The following is an 18,729-nucleotide window of genomic DNA, read 5'->3' as shown; positions in this document are numbered from 1 at the left end:
CGCATGCGGACATCGCGGTTCCCTCCAGCCAGGACAGGTGACCCATGCACGACGCCCCCCTCCCGGACGACATCGTCCTCGACCCCCGGCAGCTGACGCGGCTACTGGAAGACCGCGGCTGGACGCGGGCCGGGCTTCCCGCCCGCGCAGGCCTGGAACCCGGGGTCCTCGAAAACGCCGAGGCCAGCGGCGTGGCGTCCAGGCGCGTCGCAGAGGCCCTGGCCGGGGCCTTCGGAGTGCCGGTGGCGTTGCTGTCGGGCAAGACCCCGGAAGCGCGCGACTACCTCGCGCGCCGCAGCACGCGGATCGCCGCCATGGTGGCCGTGATCTTCGTGCTGTCGACGTGGCTGGGCTACGAGGTCGGCCGCGACCTGGCGCTCAAGCACAATCGCGCGGACTGCGTGGCCGCCGGCCGCACGGATTGCGCCGGAGGCCCGCTCAGCACTCGATGACGTTGACCGCCAGGCCGCCGCGCGAGGTTTCCTTGTACTTGTCCTGCATGTCGCGGCCGGTGTCGCGCATGGTCTTGATGACCTCGTCGAGCGTGACCTTGTGCTTGCCGTCGCCGCGCAGCGCCATGCGCGAAGCGTTGATCGCCTTCACCGAACCCATGGCGTTGCGCTCGATGCAGGGGATCTGCACCAGGCCGCCGATCGGATCGCAGGTCAGGCCGAGGTTGTGCTCCATGCCGATCTCTGCCGCGTTCTCGATCTGGCTGGGCGTGCCGCCGAGCGCGGCGGTCAGGCCGGCGGCGGCCATCGAGCAGGCCACGCCGACCTCGCCCTGGCAGCCGACCTCGGCGCCGGAGATCGAGGCGTTTTCCTTGTAGAGGATGCCGACGGCGGCGGCGGTGAGCAGGTAGTCGAACACGCCCTGCTCGTTCGCGCCCGGGCAGAAGCGCTCGTAGTAGCGCATCACCGCGGGCAGGATGCCGGCAGCGCCGTTGGTGGGCGCGGTCACCACGCGACCACCGGCGGCGTTCTCCTCGTTCACCGCCAGCGCGTACAGGTTGACCCAGTCGAGCGTGGTCAGCGGGTCGCGCATCCCGGCTTCGGGGCGCTCGGAGAGTTCGGCATACAGCGCCGGCGCGCGGCGCGAGACACGCAGGCCGCCGGGCAGGGTGCCGCCGTTGGCGATGCCGCGCTGGATGCAGCCCTGCATGGCGTCGTGGATCTCGCGCAGACCGGCGCGGACCTCGTCCTCGCTGCGCCAGGAGCGCTCGTTGGCGATCATCAGCTGGGCGATCGAAAGCCCGTGCTCGGCGCACTGCGCCAGCAGCTCGCGGCCGCTGTTGAACGGATACGGCACCGGCGTGGTGTCGGCGACGATGCGGTCCTCCGCGGCCTCGTCCTGGTTGACCACGAAGCCGCCGCCGACCGAGTAGTAGTCGCGCGTGGCGATGACCTCGTCATTGGCGTCGTAGGCGGTGAAGCGCATGCCGTTGGTGTGGTGCGGCAGCTTCTGGCGCTTGTTCATCACCAGGTCGCGCTTCTCGTCGAAGGCCACCGGATGGCGGCCGAGCAGGCGGATGCGCTTCTCGCCGCGGATGCGCTCGAGCGCGGAGGGAATGATGTCGGGGTCGATGCTGTTGGGGTGGTGGCCTTCCAGGCCCATCAGCACCGCCTTGTCGGTGCCGTGGCCGCGCCCGGTCAGCGCCAGCGAGCCGAAGACCTCGGCGCGGATGCGGACCACGTCGCCCAGGCGGCCGGACTCGTCGAGCCAGTGCTCGGCGAAGCGCGCCGCGGCCCGCATCGGTCCCACCGTGTGCGAGGAACTCGGCCCGATGCCGATCTTGTAGAGGTCGAACGTGCTGACGGCCATGGCGTTCCAGGGGGAGGCTGGTGGATGCGCCTATGATAGCCGCCGCCCCGCGCGCGCCCGCGCTGCGCGCCGCCCACGGAGAGTTCCCTGCGCATGCCCCTGGTCCTGTTCCAGCGCGACGACTGCCACCTCTGCGACCTCGCGCTCGAGGTGCTCGCCGCCGCACGCGCGCCCGAGTTCGAGAGCGTGTTCATCGACGGCGACGCGGCGCTGGAGGCGCGCTACGGCGAGCGGGTGCCGGTGCTGCGCGACGGTGCCGGGCGCGAACTGGGCTGGCCCTTCGACGTCGCGGCCCTGGAACGCTTCCTCGGCTGATCCCTCAGCGGCTGGCTTCCAGTTCGACCCGCACCTCCACCGCGTCCCCGATCACCGATCCCCAGGCGGTGCTGCCGAAGTCCGCGCGGCTGAGCGTGGCCGTGGCCGAAAATCCCGCGGTCTGGCGGAACGGTGGCAGCGGATGCCGGCGCTGGCCGTTGCGCACGGCTTCGAGCACGACCTCGCGGGTGGTGCCGCGCAGGGTCAGCTCGCCGTGGATGCGCGCGCGCGTGGCGTCGAGCGGTTCGACGCGGAGCGAACGGAAGCGCGCGGTCGGATGGCGGCCGCTGTCGAGCAGGCCGGCCGCCGCCACCGCGCGGTTCCAGTCCCCGTCGCCGAAGTCGAGGCGCGACAGCGGGATGTCCGCCACGACCTGCGCGCCCTCCCAGGAGTCCGGCACCAGGTGCAGGGTGCCGGTGGTCCCGGACACGGTGCCGATGGCTTTGGAGAATCCGGCGTGGTCGATCGCGATCGCGATCCGCGTGTGCACCGGGTCCAGGGAATAGACCGCGGCACCGGGAGCGGGCACGGGCAGGAGCGGAGCAGGCCCGTCGGCCGCGGGCAAGGGGCGCGGCGGCGCGCTGCCGCAGGCGGCGAGGGCCGCGCACAGCACGCCCATGGAGAAAAGGCGGAGACGGGATCCGTGGGCTCGCATGGTGTTGCCCTGCAGCGCCCGGCAGGGCGTCCGGCCGATTCTAGTGCCCGGGCTCCGGTGGCGCAGCTTGCGCCGGCCCGGCGGCGTTGCGACGATGCCGGCGGGGCGCGGGATGCCATCGGCAACGCGGGCGAGAGGGGAGTTCGATGCGGGGCTGGTGGACCTGTTTGCTGCTGTGCCTGCTGTGGCTGCCGGCGGGCGTGGCCGCTACTTCCATGCCGCAGCTGCCGCAGCCGCGGCAGATCAGCGTCTTCGACGGCCTGCCTTCCAACCGCGTCAACGCGCTGGCGGAGGACCGCCGCGGCTACCTGTGGATCGCCACCCGCGACGGCCTCGCCCGCTACGACGGCGTCGGCTTCCGCATCTGGCGGGTGGGCGAGGGGCTGCGCGACAACTTCGTCTGGTCGGTGCACGTCGACGCCGCCGACCGCGTCTGGATCGGTACCTCCACCTCCGGCCTGGCCATGCTCGACGTCGACCGCGAGCACTTCACCTGGTACGACCGTGCGACGCGGCCGGAGATGGCGAGCAACGACATCTGGTCGGTCAACGGCACGCCCGACGGCGATATCTGGTTCGGGAGTTCCGACGGGGGCCTGCACCGGCTGTCGCCCGACGGCCGCATCCGGCGCTACGGGTACGATCCCGACGACCCCGACAGCCTGCCGTCGGACGGCGTCTCGCACCTGGTCGTGGACCGCCGCGACGGCAGCCTCTGGGTGGGAACGAAGGGCGGCGTCGCGCGCTGGACCGGGGACGGCTTCGCGCGGCTGCCGGCGGAGCTGCTCGGCACGCTGATGGTCGACGGCCTGGCCATGGACGACGCCGGCAGCCTGTGGATGGGCATCCACGGCGAGGGCCGGGTGCGCCATGCCGACGGCCGCATCGAATCCCTGCCGTGGAACGATCCGGTGCTGGGCGGGCGGGCGCTCAACATGCTGCTGCAGGATGCGCAGGGCGCGCGCTGGCTGGACACGCGCAGCGGCCTGGCCTGGGTGCACGGCGAGCGCGTCGCGAACGTCCCGCTGTACAGCACCACCAGCCGCGGGCTGGTGCGTCCGGCCTGGTCGAGCGCCTACGAGGACCGCGAGGGCGGGCTCTGGTTCGCGAGCACCGACGCCGGCCTGTGGCACCTGCCGGCGAACTGGCGCAATTTCACCGTGCTGCAGCGGCGCCTGGGCGATCCGGCGTCGCTGGCCAACGCCTTCGTGTACAGCGCCGCGCCGTCCACCGCCGGGCAGGGGCGCGGCCTCTGGCTGGTCGGCAGCGGCGGCGTGCTCGACCACCTCGATCCCGAGACCGGGCGCGTCGAACATCGCCTGGCCTCCGCCTGCGGCACGCTGTTCATCACCGGCGTGGTCGAGACGCGCGACGGCCAGGTGTGGCTGGGTTGCCAGGACCACCTGGTGCGCTTCGATCCAAGCAGCGGCCGACAGCAGCGCTGGCTTGCCGACGGCAGCGACGACGCCGCGCCGGTCGGCCGCATCGCCCAGTTCGTGGAGCAGCGCGACGGCACGCTGTGGCTGGCCAGCCACCAGAGCATCCAGCTACGCGACGCCGGGGGGCGCGTGCTCGACACCATCGACCGCGGCACCGGACGCGGACTGGACGCGACCACGGGCATCGAGCAGCTGCTGCTGGCCCCCGATGGCGGGATCTGGGCGGCGACGTCGGCCGGCCTGCTGGCCTGGGACGACGGCGCGAGGGTCTTCGCGCCGGTGCCGGGTGCGCCCGGCGCGGCCGCCTACAGCGCGGCCATCGCCGGCGACGGGACGGTCTGGCTGGCGGGGTACGGCGAGCTGTCGTCGTGGCGCTGGGACGGCGCCTCGCTGCAGCCGCTGCAGCGGGTCGGCCAGGCGGACGGCCTGCCGATGGTCGCGCCGGGCGGGATCGTGGTCGATGCGGCCGGCATCGTCTGGCTGACCACCGTCCGCGGGCTGGTGCGCTTCGATCCCGGGGCCGGGCGGCTGCGCACCTACGGCGTGCGCGACGGGCTGCCGAGCCACGAGTTCAGCGAATTCCCGGTGGCGATGTCCACGCAGGGCTACATCGCCGCGGGCACCGCCGACGGCCTGCTGCTGTTCCATCCGCAGCAGGTGGAGTGGAGCCAGCGCATGCCGACGCTGGCGATCGAGTCGATCGACCTGCGCCGCGGCGACGAGCGCATCGCGCTCTCGCCACAGTCCGGGCTGTCGCTGCGCCACGACGATCGCGACCTGCGCGTGGTGGCGCGCCTGCTCTCGTTCACCGACGCCCACGCGCACCGCTACCGCTTCCGGCTGGAGGGCTACGACCCGGGCTGGGTGGAGACGGGCGCGGCCGGCGAGCGCGTGTTCGCGCGCCTGGAGCCGGGACCGTACCGGCTGCACGTGCAGGCGCGCACCGCCGACGACGAGTGGACCCCGGCCCAGGTCATCCAGCTGCACGTGCAGTCGCCGTGGTGGACATCGCCGCTGGCGATGGTGGTGTACGCGGTCTCCGGTGCGCTGCTGCTGCTGTGGGGCGCCCATGCCTACCGGCTGCGGCTCAAGCGCCGCCATGCCTGGCAGCTCAACGAGGAGAAGCGCGAGCTCGCCGAGCAGGCCTCGCTGGCGAAGACGCGCTTCCTCGCCACGCTGGGGCACGAGGTGCGCACGCCGATGACCGGCGTGCTCGGCATGAGCGAGCTGCTGCTGGGCACGAAGCTGGATCCGCGCCAGCGCGGTTATGCCGACGCCATCCGCCACGCCGGCGAGCACCTGATGCGGCTGGTCAACGATGCGCTCGACCTCGCGCGCATCGAGGCCGGCAAGCTGGAGCTGGTCGCGCAGCCGTTCGACCTGGTGGAGCTGCTGGACGAAGTCGCCGGCCTGGTCGAACCGCTGGCGCGCAGGCGCGGGCTGGCGTTCCGCCGGCACGTGGACGCGCACACGCCGCGATGGCTGCTCGGCGATCCCGGCCGCGTGCGCCAGGTGCTGCTGAACCTGCTCGGCAACGCCGTGAAGTTCACCGAATCCGGGAGCGTGTCGCTGCAGGCCGCGCCGATCGCGAGCGGCGGCGTGCGCCTGGTGGTCTCGGACACCGGGCCGGGCCTCAACGCGGAGCAGCAGGCGCATCTGTTCCGCCGCTTCGAACAGGCCGACGGCGCGCGCACCGCGGCGCGCTACGGCGGCAGCGGGCTCGGGCTGGCGATCTGCCAGGAGCTCGCGGTGGCCATGGGCGGACGCATCGAGCTCGACAGCACGCCCGGGCAGGGCACCGACTTCACCCTCGACCTGCCGCTGCCGGAGTCGACTCCGCCGGCCGCCCCGAAGGAACCCGCCGGCGCCGTGGCGCGGGCCGCCGGGGGCGGGCTGTCGCTGCTGTTGGTCGAGGACGACCCCACCGTCGCCGACGTCGTCGCCGGCCTGCTGCGCGCGCTCGGCCACGACGTGGCCCACGTGCCCCATGGGCTGGCGGCGCTCTCCGAAGTGGCGAACACGCGCTTCGACATGGCGCTGCTCGACCTCGACCTGCCCGGGATCACCGGGATGGCGCTGGCCCGCCAGCTGCGCGCGGGCGGCTTTTCTGCGCCGCTGGTCGCGGTCACCGCCCGCGCCGATGCCGAAGCCGAGCCGCTGGCCCGCGAGGCCGGCTTCGACGCCTTCCTGCGCAAGCCGGTGACCGCGGCGATGCTGGGCGCGACGATCGATGCGCTGCGCACGCAGGTGGATGACGGCCGATAGGCGTGGCGTGCGCAGGCCCGCGCCGTCGCGGTCCGGCCTGGTCCGGGCGTCGGTCCCGGCTGTGCCGGGGGCCGGTCAGCGCCGGCTGTACGCGTGCACCTCGTCCACCAGCACGCGCACGTGCTCCGGATCCATGCCCGGCGACATGCCGTGGCCGAGGTTGAAGACGTGGCCTTCGCGCGAGCCGCCGTTGCCGTCGCGGTAGCTGTCGAGCGCGCGGCGCACTTCGCGGCGGATGGCGTCGGGCGAGCCGTAGAGCGTGGTCGGGTCGAGGTTGCCCTGCAGCGCGACCCTGCCGCCGGTGACGCGGGCGGCGTCGCCCAGGTCGATCAGCCAGTCCACGCCCACGCCCTCGGCGCCGATGCCGGCCAGCTCGCCGAGGTAGGCGGCGTTGCCCTTGCCGAACACGATCAGCGGCGTGCGCTCCGTGCCTTCGCCGCGTTCGAGCTCGCGCGCGATGCGCTCGAGGTAGGGCAGCGAGAACTCACGGTACATCGCCGGTGACAGCACCCCGCCCCAGGTGTCGAACACCTGCAGCGCCTGGGCGCCGGCCGCGCGCTGCGCGGCGAGGTAGGCGATGACGGACCTGGTGTTGACCTCGAGCAGCGCGTGCAGCGCCTCCGGGTCGTTGTGCGCCATCGCCTTGATGCGCGCGAAGTCCTTGCTGCCGCCGCCCTCGACCATGTAGCAGGCCAGCGTCCAGGGGCTGCCGGAGAAGCCGATCAGCGGCACGCGGCCGTCGAGCTCGCGGCGGATCACGCGCACCGCGTCCATCACGTAGCGCAGCTCCGTTTCCATGTCGGGCACGCCGAGCTTCGCGATCGCCGCCGCGTCGCGCACCGGGCGCTCGAACTTCGGGCCCTCGCCGTCGACGAAGTGCAGGCCCAGGCCCATGGCGTCGGGGATGGTGAGGATGTCGGAGAACAGGATCGCGGCGTCGAGCTCGAAGCGCTCCAGCGGCTGCAGGGTGACCTCGCAGGCCAGCTCCGGGTTCGTCGCCATCGCCATGAAGCTGCCGGCCTTCGCGCGGGTGGCGCGGTACTCCGGCAGGTAGCGCCCGGCCTGGCGCATCAGCCACACCGGCGTGCAGTCAACGGGTTCGCGGCGGAGGGCGCGGAGGAAGCGGTCATTGCGGAGGGTCTGCGACAAGTCTCTGGTCCTGTATCGAAGTGGGTGGCGCCGCGCGCTCAGCGGCGCGCGGCGTCGGCGCCCTGCGCGAACATCAGCTGGAAGCCGCGCTTGAGCTGCTGGTCGCGCGCCTGTTCCAGCGCGGCGATGGCCGAGGCCTGGTCGAGGAACTGCTCGCGGCGCACGCTGCTGCGGCCGCCGATCTGCCCGGTCTCGCGCAGCAGGGTCCAGCCCCCCAGAAGGTCGGGCTGCAGCATCAGCTGCACGAAGCGCGGGGCTTCGTGGCCATCGGGGCGTTGTTGCAGGAGCAGGCGCATGGACCGCTGATTCTACGCCACCGGCCCGTCCGGGGCCTCAGGCGCCGCGCAGGACCGCGAGCACCGCGTCCGCGGGCACGCCGGCAACCACGCGCGCGCGGCCGATGCCGTCCCACAGCACGAAGCGCAGGCCGCTGGCCTGGGCCTTCTTGTCCAGGCGCATGTGCGCGAGCAGGGCGTCCGGGTCGAGGCCCGCGGGCAGGGCCACCGGCAGGCCGAAGCGTTCCAGGACCGCCTGCAGGCGATCCGCATCGGCTTCGCTGGCATGGCCGAGGCGCGCCGACAGCCGCGCGGCCAGCACCATGCCCACCGCCACGGCCTCGCCGTGGTTGAGGCCGTCGTAGGCCTGTGCGGTCTCGATGGCGTGGCCGAAGGTGTGGCCGAAGTTGAGCAGGGCGCGCTCGCCGTGTTCGAAGGGGTCGCGCTCGACGATCGCGGCCTTGTGCGCGCAGCTGCGCGCGATGGCCCCGGCCAGCGCCGCGTCCTCCCGCTCCAGCAGCGCGCCGGCGCGTCCGGACAGCCAGTCGAGGAAGCCGGCGTCGGCGATGGCGCCGTACTTCAGCACCTCGGCCAGCCCGGCCCGCAGCTCGCGGTCGGGCAGGCTGCGCAGCACGGCGGTGTCGGCGAACACCGCACGTGGCGGGTGGAAGGCGCCGACCAGGTTCTTGCCCAGGGGCAGGTCGACCGCGGTCTTGCCGCCGACCGAGGAGTCGACCATGGCCAGCAGGCTGGTCGGCAGCTGCACGCAGTCGATGCCGCGCATCCAGCAGGCCGCGGCGAAGCCGGCCAGGTCGCCGACCACGCCGCCGCCGAGGGCGTAGACGCAGGCGTCGCGGGTGGCGCCGAGCGCGGCCAGGGCGGCGATGGCGTCGCCGAACCCGGCCAGGGTCTTGGCGGCCTCCCCGGCCGGCAGCACGAAGGTGTCGATGCGCGCGTCCGGGCGCGCGGCGAGGAGTGCGCCGCGCACCGCGTCGGCATGGAGCGGCGCGACGTGGCTGTCGCTGACCAGCAGCGCCTGGCGGCCGCGGAGCGGTGCGGCGAGCGCTTCGCCGTCGGCCAGCAGGCCCGGGCCGATGTGGATGGCGTAGGGCGCGGCGCCGCCGACGTCGATGCGCTGGCGTGCGCTCATGCCGCGGGCTCCGTCGCCACCGGGCGGCCGTGCGAGGGCTGCCAGCATCGGTCCAGCTCGCTCGCGAGCTGGCGTGCCGCCTCGGCCGGAGCGAGATGAGCGGTGTCGAAGACCAGGTCGGCGACTTCGGCGTACAGCGGGTCGCGTTCGGACGCGAGGCGGCGCAGCGTCGCCTCGCGGTCGCCGGCGGCGAGCAGCGGACGGCTGCGGTCGCGGGCGAGGCGCTCGAGCAGGGTCGGCACGTCCGCGTGCAGGTGCACCACGAAGCCGTTCGCGGCCAGCAGCCGGCGGGTGCCGGCATCGAGCACGGCGCCGCCGCCGGTGGCGAGCACCGCCGCCGGGCCTGCAAGCAGCGTCGCCAGCGTCTCGCGCTCGCGCGCGCGGAAGCCGGCCTCGCCCTCGCATTCGAAGATCGTCGGGACCGTGGCCCCGGTGCGCTGTTCGACCTCGTGGTCGCTGTCGACGAAGGGCAGCCCGAAGAGCTTCGCCAGGCAGCGTCCGATCGAGGTCTTGCCGGCGCCCATGGGGCCGACGAGCACGAGGTGGCGGGCTGGAGTCATGGCGCGGAGGTTTCGATCGGGGGAGCGCGACGATGCTAGCAGCCCGGCGCGGCGGCGATGCGCCAACTTAACGGCGCGTCGCCCAGCATGCGCGTTCCTGCCGCCCGGGTGGGCGGCGCCAGCAAACAAGGAGCACGTCATGTCGGTTGCCAAGGTCATCGAAATCAACGCCTCCTCGCCCACCAGCGTCGAGGACGCGGTGCGCAAGGGACTCGCGAAGTGCGCCGAGAGCGTGAAGAACATCAAGGGCGCGTGGATCAACGAAACCAAGGTCGTCACTGACGGCGGCGGCAACATCACCGAGTGGCGGGTGAACCTGCGGATCAGCTTCGTGGTCGACTGAGGCCGCCGGGCGGGACCGGCCGCCGCCGCGCATCCAGCGCGACGACGCGGTCGGCGATGCCCGGCAGCGTGCGCAGCGCCTGGCGGCTGGTGCGCTCGTAGTGCTGCACGAAGCGGTCGAGGGAGGCATCGTCCATCGACGGCATGCCCGGGCGCGCGGCGGCCAGCGCCCGCTCCGCCTCGCGGCGCCAGCCGGGCACGACCTCGAACGACGGCGCCTGCAGCAGGAGCAGGCGGTCGATGCGGCGCCACAGCGCCGGATACGCATCGGCCAGCGCCCGGTTGCACCAGCGCCGCCAGCGGCCGTCGCCGTCCTCGTCGCGCTCGAGCGCGTTGAGCGGCGCGTCCAGCGCCGATGCGTCCTCGGCGGGCGTGCCGAGGAACCAGCCTTCGAACAGCACCAGGTCGGCGCCGTCCACGCGCGGCCACTGCGTGCGCGGCAGGCGGTCGTCGGCCAGCTTGTCGAAGCGCGGCAGCGCGGCGCCCTCGCCGGCGCGCAGGGCGTCGAGGATCCCGATCGCCAGCGCCACCTCGTGCGTGCCCGCCGGGCCGCGCGTGGCCAGCAGCGGGTGCACGTCGCGCGCCAGGCGCATGCGTTCCGCGCGCGGCAGGTAGAAATCGTCGATCGACAGCACCGCGCAGCGCAGGCCGCGGCGGCCGGCTTCGGCCGCCACCTGCGCGGCCAGCGTGGATTTTCCGCTGCCCTGCAGGCCGCTGATGCCGTAGACGCGGGCGCCGGCGGTGAGCGCGTCGTCGAGGACCGCCGAAACGAGCCGCGCATCGAAGCCCCGTGTGTGCAAGCGCGTCGCCATCCGGGCACGATAGCCCAGGCGCGGGCCCGGCCTGCGCACCGGAACCCAGCGGAGCACCCCTGCCGATGCACGACCTGTACGCCGAAGCCCTGCAGACCTTCGACACCCTGTTCGACGAGGCCCTCGCCGCGGGCGAGCCCGACCGCACGGCGATGCAGCTCGCCACCGCCACGCCGGATGGCCGGCCCTCGCTGCGCACGGTGCTGCTGAAGGCGTACGACGCGCGCGGCTTCGTCTTCTATACCCACCTCGACGGTCGCAAGGGCCGCGAGCTCAAGGCCAATCCGCGGGCGGCGCTGCTGTTCCACTGGCCGCGCGTGCGCTTGGGCGTGCAGGTACGCGTCGAGGGCGGCGTCGCGATCGTCGACGAGGCCGAGGCCGACGCCTACTTCGCCAGCCGCCCGCGTGGCAGCCAGCTTGGCGCCTGGGCCTCGCTGCAGTCGGAGGTGCTGGAGTCGCGCGACGAGTTCGACCGCCGCCTGGCCGAGGCCGAGCGCGAGTTCGAGGGCCGCGAGGTGCCGCGCCCGCCGCGCTGGACCGGCCTGCGCGTGGATCCCGAGCGCATCGAGTTCTGGTACGCCGCCGAATACCGCTGGCACGAGCGCTGGCTGTATGAGCGCGACCTCGCCGGCGACTGCAGCAAGCGGATGCTGTATCCGTGAGTGCGGTGGCACCGACGCCCCTTCGCAGCCCGCGCCGCATCGTCTGCCTGACCGAGGAGCCCACCGAGACGCTGTACGCGCTCGGCGAGGACCACCGCATCGTCGGCATCAGCGGCTTTACCGTGCGCCCGCCACGGGCGCGGAAGGAGAAGCCCAAGGTCAGCGCCTTCACCAGCGCGAAGATCGACGAGATCATGAAGCTCGCGCCGGACCTCGCGATCGGCTTCTCCGACATCCAGGCCGACATCGCCGCCGAGCTGGTGCGCCGGGGCGTGGAGGTGTGGATCAGCAACCATCGCAGCGTCGACGGCATCCTCGACTACGTGCGCCGGCTGGGTGCCCTGGTCGGTGCGTCGGCGCGCGCGGAGTCGTACGCGGACGGGCTGCAGCGCGGGCTCGACGAGGTCGCAGCGCGCGCCGCCACGCTGTCGCGGCGCCCGCGCGTCTACTTCGAGGAATGGGACGACCCGCCGATCACCGGCATCCGGTGGGTCTCGGAGCTGGTCGGCATCGCCGGCGGCGACGATGTCTTCCCCGAGCACGCGGCCGAGCCGCTCGCGAAGCAGCGCATCCTGGCCGACGCCGGCGAGGTCGTGCGGCGTGCGCCCGACATCATCATCGGCTCCTGGTGCGGCAAGAAGTTCCGCCCTGACCGGGTCGCGGCGCGGCCGGGCTGGGACGCGATCCCGGCGGTGCGCGACGGCGAGCTGCACGAGGTGAAGTCGCCGCTGATCCTGCAGCCGGGGCCCGCGGCGCTGACCGATGGCGTGCAGGCGCTGGCCGGCATCGTCCACGGCTGGGCGGCGCGGCGGGACGGAGGCGCAGCGGAGCGGGGGAGTCGGTCGCAGCTATAGCTGCTCCTACGGCCGGGGCGGCTGCTTCTGTGGGAGCAGCTACAGCTGCGACCACCTCCTCTGTCATCATCGCCGCCTCGACCACGGATGCGGGGAGCGCGACATGAACCAGGCTGCGATGCAGGACCTCGGCAAGCTGCTGCTGCGGGTGACCCTCGGCGTTCTGATCCTGCTGCACGGCATCGCCAAGCTGCGCGGCGGCATGTCGGGCATCGAAGGCATGGTCGAGGCGGCGGGCCTGCCCGGCGTGCTGGCATATGGCGTGCTGATCGGCGAGGTGCTGGCGCCGCTGATGCTGGTGTTCGGCGTCCACGCGCGCATCGGCGCGGTGCTGGTGGCCATCAACATGGTCGTCGCCATCGTGCTGGCGCACATGGGCCAGCTCGACCAGCTCAACGGCCAGGGCGGCTGGGCGCTGGAGCTGCAGGGCATGTTCCTCGGCACCGCGGTGGCGATCGCCCTGCTGGGCCCGGGACGCTACGGCATCAACCAGAACTGAGGCGCGGCCTCAGTCGTTGGCGGCGGACAGTTCGCGGCCGCGCAGCGTCGCGGCCGCGATCGCCTCGGCGACCAGCGTGCGCAGGCCGCCGGCCTCGAAGGCCTCGATCGCGGCCTGGGTGGTGCCACCCGGAGACGTCACGCGCCGGCGCAGTCCGGCCGGCGGCTCGCCGGCTTCGGTGAGCATGCGCGCGGCGCCGAGCAGGGTCTGCGTCACGAGCGTGCGCGCGGCGTCGGCGGGCAGGCCCTGGGCGCGGGCCGCGTCCTCCATGGCCTCGGCGAGCAGGAAGACGTACGCCGGCCCGCTGCCGGAGACGGCGGTGACCGCGTCCATCAGCGCTTCGTCGGCGATCCAGACGGTCTCGCCGGTCGCCGACAGCAGCGAAGCGGCGCGTTCGCGCCCGGCCGCGTCGACGGCGGCGTTGGCGTAGAGGCCGGTGACGCCGGCGCCGAGCAGGGCCGGGGTGTTGGGCATCGCCCGGACCACCGCGGCGTCGCCGCCCAGCCACGCCGACAGCTGCGCGGTGGTGATGCCGGCGGCGATCGACACCGCCAGCGGACGGGCGTCGCCCGCGCGCGCGGCCAGGCCTTCGCAGACCGTGCGCATCACCTGCGGCTTGACCGCGAACACCCAGGTGCCGGCGCCCGCCACCGCGTCGCCGGCGTCGGCATGCACCCGCACGCCGAAGTCGCGCGCCAGCGCCTCGCGCAGCGCGTCCACGGGTTCGGCCACGTGGATGGCGGCGGGGTCGGCGCCGCGCGCGACCATGCCGCCGACGAGGCTGCGCGCCATGTTGCCGCCGCCGATGAAGGCGGTGGTGTCTTCCAACGTGGATGCGGGACGGGGCATGGCGCGGCCTCTCTGGATGGACAGGGCGGCATTGTCGCCCGGGTGGGCCGTGCCCGCGAACGCCTCCAGGCCTTGCGTCGCCGCCGGCGACGTCGCGGCCGGTTCAGGCCTTCGCGCGTGGCCCGAACAGCGCGGTGCCGATCCGCACCATGGTCGCGCCCTCGGCGATCGCCTCCGGGTAATCCGCGCTCATGCCCATCGACAGCGTGTCGGCGCCGGGATGGTCGGCGCGGAGCGCCTCGTGCAGCGCGCGCATGGCGGCAAAGGCCTCGCGGCGTCGCGAGAGGTCCGGATGCGGTTCGGGGATCGCCATCAGCCCGCGCAGCGCGAGCCGCGGCTGCGCCGCGATCGCCGCCGCCAGCGCCGGGACGTCGCCGGGCGCGCAGCCATGCTTGCCGGCCTCGCCGTCGACGTTGACCTGGACCAGCACGTTCAGCGGCGGCCGCGACTCCGTGCGCGCCGCGGCCAGGGCGGCGACCAGCTTCGGCCGGTCGACCGACTGCACCCAGTCGAACAGCGCCGCGGCCTGCGCCGCCTTGTTCGACTGCAGGTGTCCGATCAGGTGCCATTCGATACCGCTGCCGTCCAGCGCGGCGACCTTGGCCGCGGCCTCCTGCACGTAGTTCTCGCCGAAGGCGAGGGTGGCGCCCGGGCGCAGCCGCGCCCAGTCCGCGGCCAGCGCGGCGATCTCGCCGGCGCAGCGGGTCTTGCCCACGGCGACCAGGCGCGGCGCTGGCCGCGCCACGTCGGCGGCCGCGTTTTCCATCGAGTCGAGGACGCGCGCGAGGGGTCCCGTCGGCATCTGCCAGCTCCTCCTGCCGCGCTGGTTCTGTGACGCGGATACGGGGCTATACTGCCCCCGGGGAGTACTCTGGCGCCAGCCGCGACCCGGTCCGGCGTCTCGACAACAACTTGCACTGCCGCTGGGGAGCATGCATGGATATCGCCGAACTTCTGGCGTTTTCAGTCAAGAACAAGGCGTCGGACCTGCACCTGTCCGCAGGCCTGCCGCCGATGATCCGCGTCGACGGCGACGTCCGCCGGATCAACATCCCGGCGCTCGACCACAAGCAGGTGCACGCGCTGGTCTACGACATCATGTCGGACAAGCAGCGCCGCGACTACGAGGAGTTCCTCGAGGTCGACTTCTCGTTCGAGATCGCCGGCCTGGCGCGCTTCCGCGTCAACGCCTTCAACCAGAACCGCGGCGCGGGCGCGGTGTTCCGCACCATTCCGTCCGAGGTGCTGACGCTCGAGGACCTCGGCACGCCGCGGATCTTCAAGGAGCTGATCGACCAGCCGCAGGGCCTGATCCTGGTCACCGGCCCCACGGGCTCGGGCAAGTCGACCACGCTGGCGGCGATGGTCGACCACATCAACAAGAACGAGTACGGGCACATCCTCACCATCGAGGACCCGATCGAATTCGTGCACACCGCGCAGAAGTGCCTGATCAACCAGCGCGAGGTGCACCGCGACACCCACGGCTTCAACGAGGCGCTGCGCTCGGCCCTGCGCGAGGACCCGGACTACATCCTGGTCGGCGAGCTGCGCGACCTCGAGACCATCCGCCTGGCGCTCACCGCGGCCGAGACCGGCCACCTGGTGTTTGGCACCCTGCACACCTCGTCGGCCGCCAAGACCATCGACCGCATCATCGACGTGTTCCCCGCCGGCGAGAAGCCGATGGTGCGCTCGATGCTGTCGGAGTCGCTGCGCGCGGTGATCTCGCAGGCGCTGCTGAAGAAGGTCGGCGGCGGGCGCACCGCGGCCTGGGAAATCATGGTCGGCGTGCCCGCCATCCGCAACCTGATCCGCGAGGACAAGGTCGCGCAGATGTATTCGGCGATCCAGACCGGCCAGCAGCACGGCATGATGACGCTCGACCAGCACCTCCAGGACCTGGTGAAGCGCGCCATGATCACGCGCGCGCAGGCGAAGGACTATGCCAAGGACAAGCGGCTGTTCGAGTAACCGGAGCATTCCATGAGCGCCATCGACTTCACCTCCTACCTCAAGCTGATGGCGCACCAGAAGGCGTCGGACCTGTTCATCACCGCCGGCATGCCGCCGTCGATGAAGGTCCACGGCAAGATCTCGCCGATCACCCAGAACCCGCTCACCCCGCAGCAGGCGCGCGACCTGGTGCTGAACGTGATGACGCCGCCGCAGCGCGAGGAGTTCGAGCGCACCCACGAGTGCAACTTCGCCATCGGCGTGTCCGGCGTCGGCCGCTTCCGCGTGTCGTGCTTCTACCAGCGCAACCAGGTGGGCATGGTGCTGCGCCGGATCGAAACCCGGATCCCGTCGATCGAAGAGCTCAACCTGCCGCCAATCATCAAGACGCTTGCGATGACCAAGCGCGGCATCATCATCTTCGTCGGTGCCACCGGCACGGGTAAATCGACGTCGCTGGCGTCGATGATCGGCTACCGCAACCAGAACTCCACCGGGCACATCATCACCATCGAGGACCCGATCGAGTTCGTGCACAAGCACGACGGCTGCATCATCACCCAGCGCGAGGTCGGCATCGACACCGACAGCTGGGAGAACGCGCTGAAGAACACCCTGCGCCAGGCGCCGGACGTGATCATGATCGGCGAGGTGCGTACCCGCGAGGGCATGGACCACGCCATCGCCTTCGCCGAGACCGGCCACCTGGTGCTGTGCACGCTGCACGCCAACAACGCCAACCAGGCGATGGACCGCATCATCAACTTCTTCCCCGAGGACCGCCGCGGCCAGCTGCTGATGGACCTGTCGCTGAACCTCAAGGGCGTGGTCGCGCAGCAGCTGATCCCGACGCCCGACGGCAAGGGCCGCCGGGTGGCGATGGAGATCATGCTCGGCACCCCGCTGGTGCAGGACTACATCCGCGACGGCGAGATCCACAAGCTGAAGGAGGTCATGAAGGAGTCGACCAATCTCGGCATGAAGACCTTCGACCAGAGCCTGTTCGAGCTCTACCAGGCCGGCGAGATCTCCTACGAGGACGCGCTGCGCTACGCCGACTCCGCCAACGAGGTGCGCCTGCGCATCAAGCTGGCCCAGGGTGGCGATGCGCGCACGCTGTCGCAGGGCCTGGACGGGGTCGAGGTGGCCGAGGTCACCTGAGACGCAGCGTTTCGCGTGTCCAGGACAGGGCGCCCGCGTGGCGCCCTTTTCCCTGGTTCTTCTCCCGGCTGAGGGAAAGAGCGCGGGTGGGGGTGGGGGCATCGCGGCGCTTCGACGCATGGCCTGCTGCCGCTCATGTCCCCCGATGCCGGCCCCACAGGGGCCGGCATCTCCTCCTTGACTTCCCGTCAGCAGGCCACGCGCCGAAGCGTGCAAGGCCCCGGCGGGCCGTTGGAAAAAACGCGGCGTGGGCTATTGGCCCTTGCGTGAGCCGCGAGGCGCGTCAACGTTCTGCCCTTCTCCAGCGGCTCCGGGGGCGACGCTTCCACCATCCTTGGACCGGCGGCACTGTTCCGGACTGCGGTGCGATGCCTGCTGACGGGAAGTCAAGGAGGAGGCTGTGGCCGCAGGCCGCAGCCGGGGGACATGAGCGGCAGCAGGCATCGCACCGCAGCACGACCACCTTTCCGGCGGCCTGCATCAGCAGGCCACGCGTAGAAGCACCGCGATGCCCCGCCGCGTTCTTCCCCTCGGTTGGGGAGAACCTTTCCTTTTGCGCACTTTTTACCTGCCGCGGGAGACAATGGCGGGCCGATACATCCACCACTGGAGACCTGCCATGGCGTTCACCCTGCCCAAGCTGCCCTACGCGTACGACGCGCTCGAGCCGCACATCGACGCGCAGACGATGGAAATCCACCACACCAAGCACCACCAGACCTACATCAACAACGCCAACGCGGCGCTGGAAGGTACCGAGTGGGCCGACAAGTCCGCCGAGGAGATCATCGCCAACCTCGACGCGCTGCCCGAGGACAAGCGCGGTCCGCTGCGCAACAACGCCGGCGGCCACGCCAACCACTCCCTGTTCTGGACGGTGATGTCGCCCGAGGGCGGCGGCCAGCCGGTGGGCAAGGTGGCCGAGCGCATCGAGAGCGACCTCGGCGGCTTCGAGGCCTTCAAGGAAGCCTTCACCAAGGCCGCGCTGACCCGCTTCGGCAGCGGCTGGGCCTGGCTGTCGGTCGACAAGGCCGGCAAGCTCTCGGTCGAGTCGAGCGCCAACCAGGACAACCCGCTCATGAAGGGCATCGGCTCGGGCAATACCCCGGTCCTGGGCCTGGACGTGTGGGAGCACGCCTACTACCTGAAGTACCAGAACCGTCGCCCGGACTACATCGGCGCGTTCTACAACGTCGTCGACTGGAACGAGGTCGAGCGCCGCTACCAAGCCGCCGTCGCCGGCTGATCACGCCAGCGCATCCGGTCCACGCACGAAGCCCCGCACGCGCGGGGCTTCGTGTTTCCGGCGGGCGGGCCGCCTGCCGTGGCGGGCATCGACGGCGGGCGCGGCACCGCGGCTGCGAATCCGGTCACGTCGCCGCGCCTGCGGGCTTGCGCGCGCGCGGCGCGCTGGCGAGGATGCGGCGATACCCGCCGAGGATCCCGCCGACGATGGACATTGCAGACCGCCGCATCGCCACCGTGCACTTCACGCTGACCGACGCCGACAGCGGCGCGCCCATCACCAGCACCCGCGGCCACGAGCCGCTGACCTACATGCACGGCACCGGTGGCATCGCGCGCGGGCTGGAGCAGGCGCTGGAAGGGCGCAGCGCCGGCGAGCGATTCGAGGTGGTGGTGCCGCCCGAGGACGGCTTCGGCCCGCGGCACGACGCGCTGGTGCAGGTCCTGCCGCGCAGCATGTGGCGCGCGGCCACGGAGCCGAAGGTGGGTGACCGCCTCGAGACCACGACCGCGAAGGGCCCGCTCGACGTGGTGGTGACGGCAGTGGCGGCGGACACGATCACCGTCGATGGCAACCATCCGCTGGCCGGGCGCCGCGTGCGCGCCGAACTGGAGGTGCTGGCGGTGCGGGTGCCGACGGCGGACGAGGTCCGGTTCGGCCTGGGCTGAGCCGGGCGCCGCCGGATCGGCGGCACGCGAGCGGTCCGCAGGGGCACGGAC

Annotated in this window: 20 protein-coding genes; 11 read left to right on the top strand and 9 right to left on the bottom strand. The window is 72.4% G+C overall.

All coding sequences use genetic code 11. From position 1 onward, the window contains the following. The first annotated feature begins 44 nt into the window (after positions 1-44). On the top strand, positions 45-452 hold the full coding sequence (locus tag IE168_RS08355) for a hypothetical protein (protein ID WP_189497144.1): 408 nt from the start codon (positions 45-47) through the stop codon (positions 450-452). Here IE168_RS08355 and IE168_RS08350 read toward each other — a convergent pair. Further along, positions 439-1,821 (bottom strand): L-serine ammonia-lyase, encoded by a 1,383-nt coding sequence (locus tag IE168_RS08350; protein ID WP_189497142.1) that lies wholly within the window; start codon positions 1,819-1,821, stop codon positions 439-441. The two genes, IE168_RS08355 and IE168_RS08350, sit on opposite strands and share 14 nt — an antisense overlap. Before the next feature lie 93 nt (positions 1,822-1,914). On the opposite strand from IE168_RS08350, the gene IE168_RS08345 reads away from it, so the two are divergent. Next, positions 1,915-2,136 (top strand): glutaredoxin family protein, encoded by a 222-nt coding sequence (locus IE168_RS08345; protein ID WP_189497140.1) that lies wholly within the window; start codon positions 1,915-1,917, stop codon positions 2,134-2,136. 4 nt (positions 2,137-2,140) lie between these two features. On the opposite strand, the gene IE168_RS08340 is transcribed toward IE168_RS08345, so the two are convergent. Continuing rightward, positions 2,141-2,665, bottom strand: coding sequence for a YceI family protein (locus IE168_RS08340; protein WP_229823278.1), 525 nt, complete (start codon positions 2,663-2,665; stop codon positions 2,141-2,143). Positions 2,666-2,937: 272 nt separating this feature from the next. On the opposite strand from IE168_RS08340, the gene IE168_RS08335 reads away from it, so the two are divergent. Continuing rightward, positions 2,938-6,495: a sensor histidine kinase gene (locus IE168_RS08335; protein ID WP_189497136.1), complete on the top strand. Its 3,558-nt coding sequence runs from the start codon at positions 2,938-2,940 to the stop codon at positions 6,493-6,495. A gap of 75 nt (positions 6,496-6,570) precedes the next feature. Here IE168_RS08335 and hemE read toward each other — a convergent pair whose 3' ends face one another. From hemE to IE168_RS08315, 4 genes are read right to left on the bottom strand one after another with little or no spacing between them, the layout of a single operon-like run. Next, positions 6,571-7,644 (bottom strand): uroporphyrinogen decarboxylase, encoded by a 1,074-nt coding sequence (gene hemE / locus IE168_RS08330; RefSeq protein ID WP_189497134.1) that lies wholly within the window; start codon positions 7,642-7,644, stop codon positions 6,571-6,573. 38 nt (positions 7,645-7,682) lie between these two features. Further along, positions 7,683-7,940 (bottom strand): WGR domain-containing protein, encoded by a 258-nt coding sequence (locus tag IE168_RS08325; RefSeq protein WP_189497132.1) that lies wholly within the window; start codon positions 7,938-7,940, stop codon positions 7,683-7,685. 37 nt (positions 7,941-7,977) lie between these two features. Continuing rightward, complete coding sequence (aroB, locus tag IE168_RS08320) at positions 7,978-9,069, bottom strand: 3-dehydroquinate synthase (protein WP_189497130.1); 1,092 nt, start codon at positions 9,067-9,069, stop codon at positions 7,978-7,980. After that, positions 9,066-9,629 carry a shikimate kinase gene (locus IE168_RS08315; RefSeq protein WP_189497128.1) on the bottom strand — a complete coding sequence of 188 codons (564 nt, stop codon included), beginning with the start codon at positions 9,627-9,629 and terminating at the stop codon, positions 9,066-9,068. Before IE168_RS08315 ends, aroB begins: the two co-directional genes overlap by 4 nt. 139 nt (positions 9,630-9,768) lie before the next feature. Between IE168_RS08315 and IE168_RS08310 the strand changes: the two genes are divergently transcribed. After that, positions 9,769-9,972, top strand: a complete 204-nt coding sequence (locus IE168_RS08310) for a dodecin family protein (protein ID WP_189497126.1) — start codon at positions 9,769-9,771, stop codon at positions 9,970-9,972. On the opposite strand, the gene IE168_RS08305 is transcribed toward IE168_RS08310, so the two are convergent. After that, positions 9,953-10,783, bottom strand: coding sequence for a kinase (locus IE168_RS08305; protein WP_189497124.1), 831 nt, complete (start codon positions 10,781-10,783; stop codon positions 9,953-9,955). The genes IE168_RS08310 and IE168_RS08305 overlap by 20 nt on opposite strands. 65 nt (positions 10,784-10,848) lie before the next feature. On the opposite strand from IE168_RS08305, the gene pdxH reads away from it, so the two are divergent. The 3 genes from pdxH to IE168_RS08290 all read left to right on the top strand — a co-directional run bounded on the left by pdxH (position 10,849) and on the right by IE168_RS08290 (position 12,798). Further along, positions 10,849-11,445, top strand: coding sequence for a pyridoxamine 5'-phosphate oxidase (pdxH, locus tag IE168_RS08300; protein ID WP_189497122.1), 597 nt, complete (start codon positions 10,849-10,851; stop codon positions 11,443-11,445). Beyond that, positions 11,442-12,299 carry a cobalamin-binding protein gene (locus IE168_RS08295; protein WP_229823276.1) on the top strand — a complete coding sequence of 286 codons (858 nt, stop codon included), beginning with the start codon at positions 11,442-11,444 and terminating at the stop codon, positions 12,297-12,299. Before pdxH ends, IE168_RS08295 begins: the two co-directional genes overlap by 4 nt. 103 nt (positions 12,300-12,402) lie before the next feature. After that, on the top strand, positions 12,403-12,798 hold the full coding sequence (locus tag IE168_RS08290; RefSeq protein WP_229823262.1) for a DoxX family protein: 396 nt from the start codon (positions 12,403-12,405) through the stop codon (positions 12,796-12,798). Positions 12,799-12,807: 9 nt separating this feature from the next. Here the strand turns inward: IE168_RS08290 and proC are convergent, their stop codons facing one another. Beyond that, a complete protein-coding gene (proC, locus tag IE168_RS08285; protein ID WP_189497120.1) occupies positions 12,808-13,647 on the bottom strand; it encodes a pyrroline-5-carboxylate reductase in 840 nt (279 codons plus the stop codon). Positions 13,648-13,750: 103 nt separating this feature from the next. Beyond that, complete coding sequence (locus tag IE168_RS08280) at positions 13,751-14,449, bottom strand: YggS family pyridoxal phosphate-dependent enzyme (RefSeq protein ID WP_189497118.1); 699 nt, start codon at positions 14,447-14,449, stop codon at positions 13,751-13,753. A 134-nt stretch (positions 14,450-14,583) separates the two neighbouring features. On the opposite strand from IE168_RS08280, the gene IE168_RS08275 reads away from it, so the two are divergent. From IE168_RS08275 to IE168_RS08260, 4 genes are all read left to right on the top strand, one after another. Beyond that, positions 14,584-15,621, top strand: a complete 1,038-nt coding sequence (locus tag IE168_RS08275; RefSeq protein ID WP_189497116.1) for a type IV pilus twitching motility protein PilT — start codon at positions 14,584-14,586, stop codon at positions 15,619-15,621. Between the two features lie 12 nt (positions 15,622-15,633). Continuing rightward, the gene (locus IE168_RS08270; protein ID WP_189497114.1) at positions 15,634-16,764 is read left to right on the top strand and encodes a PilT/PilU family type 4a pilus ATPase; all 1,131 of its coding nucleotides are present in this window, start codon (positions 15,634-15,636) and stop codon (positions 16,762-16,764) included. Positions 16,765-17,383: 619 nt separating this feature from the next. Next, on the top strand, positions 17,384-18,010 hold the full coding sequence (locus tag IE168_RS08265; RefSeq protein ID WP_189497096.1) for a superoxide dismutase: 627 nt from the start codon (positions 17,384-17,386) through the stop codon (positions 18,008-18,010). A 206-nt stretch (positions 18,011-18,216) separates the two neighbouring features. Further along, positions 18,217-18,678 carry an FKBP-type peptidyl-prolyl cis-trans isomerase gene (locus tag IE168_RS08260; protein ID WP_189497093.1) on the top strand — a complete coding sequence of 154 codons (462 nt, stop codon included), beginning with the start codon at positions 18,217-18,219 and terminating at the stop codon, positions 18,676-18,678. Positions 18,679-18,729: the final 51 nt, after the last annotated feature.

The organism is Luteimonas padinae (genome assembly GCF_014652935.1).
Classification (GTDB): Bacteria; Pseudomonadota; Gammaproteobacteria; order Xanthomonadales; family Xanthomonadaceae; genus Luteimonas; species Luteimonas padinae.
The sequence above is the reverse complement of the archived record's forward strand: the minus strand, read 5'-3'. Positions and strand labels throughout refer to the sequence as shown.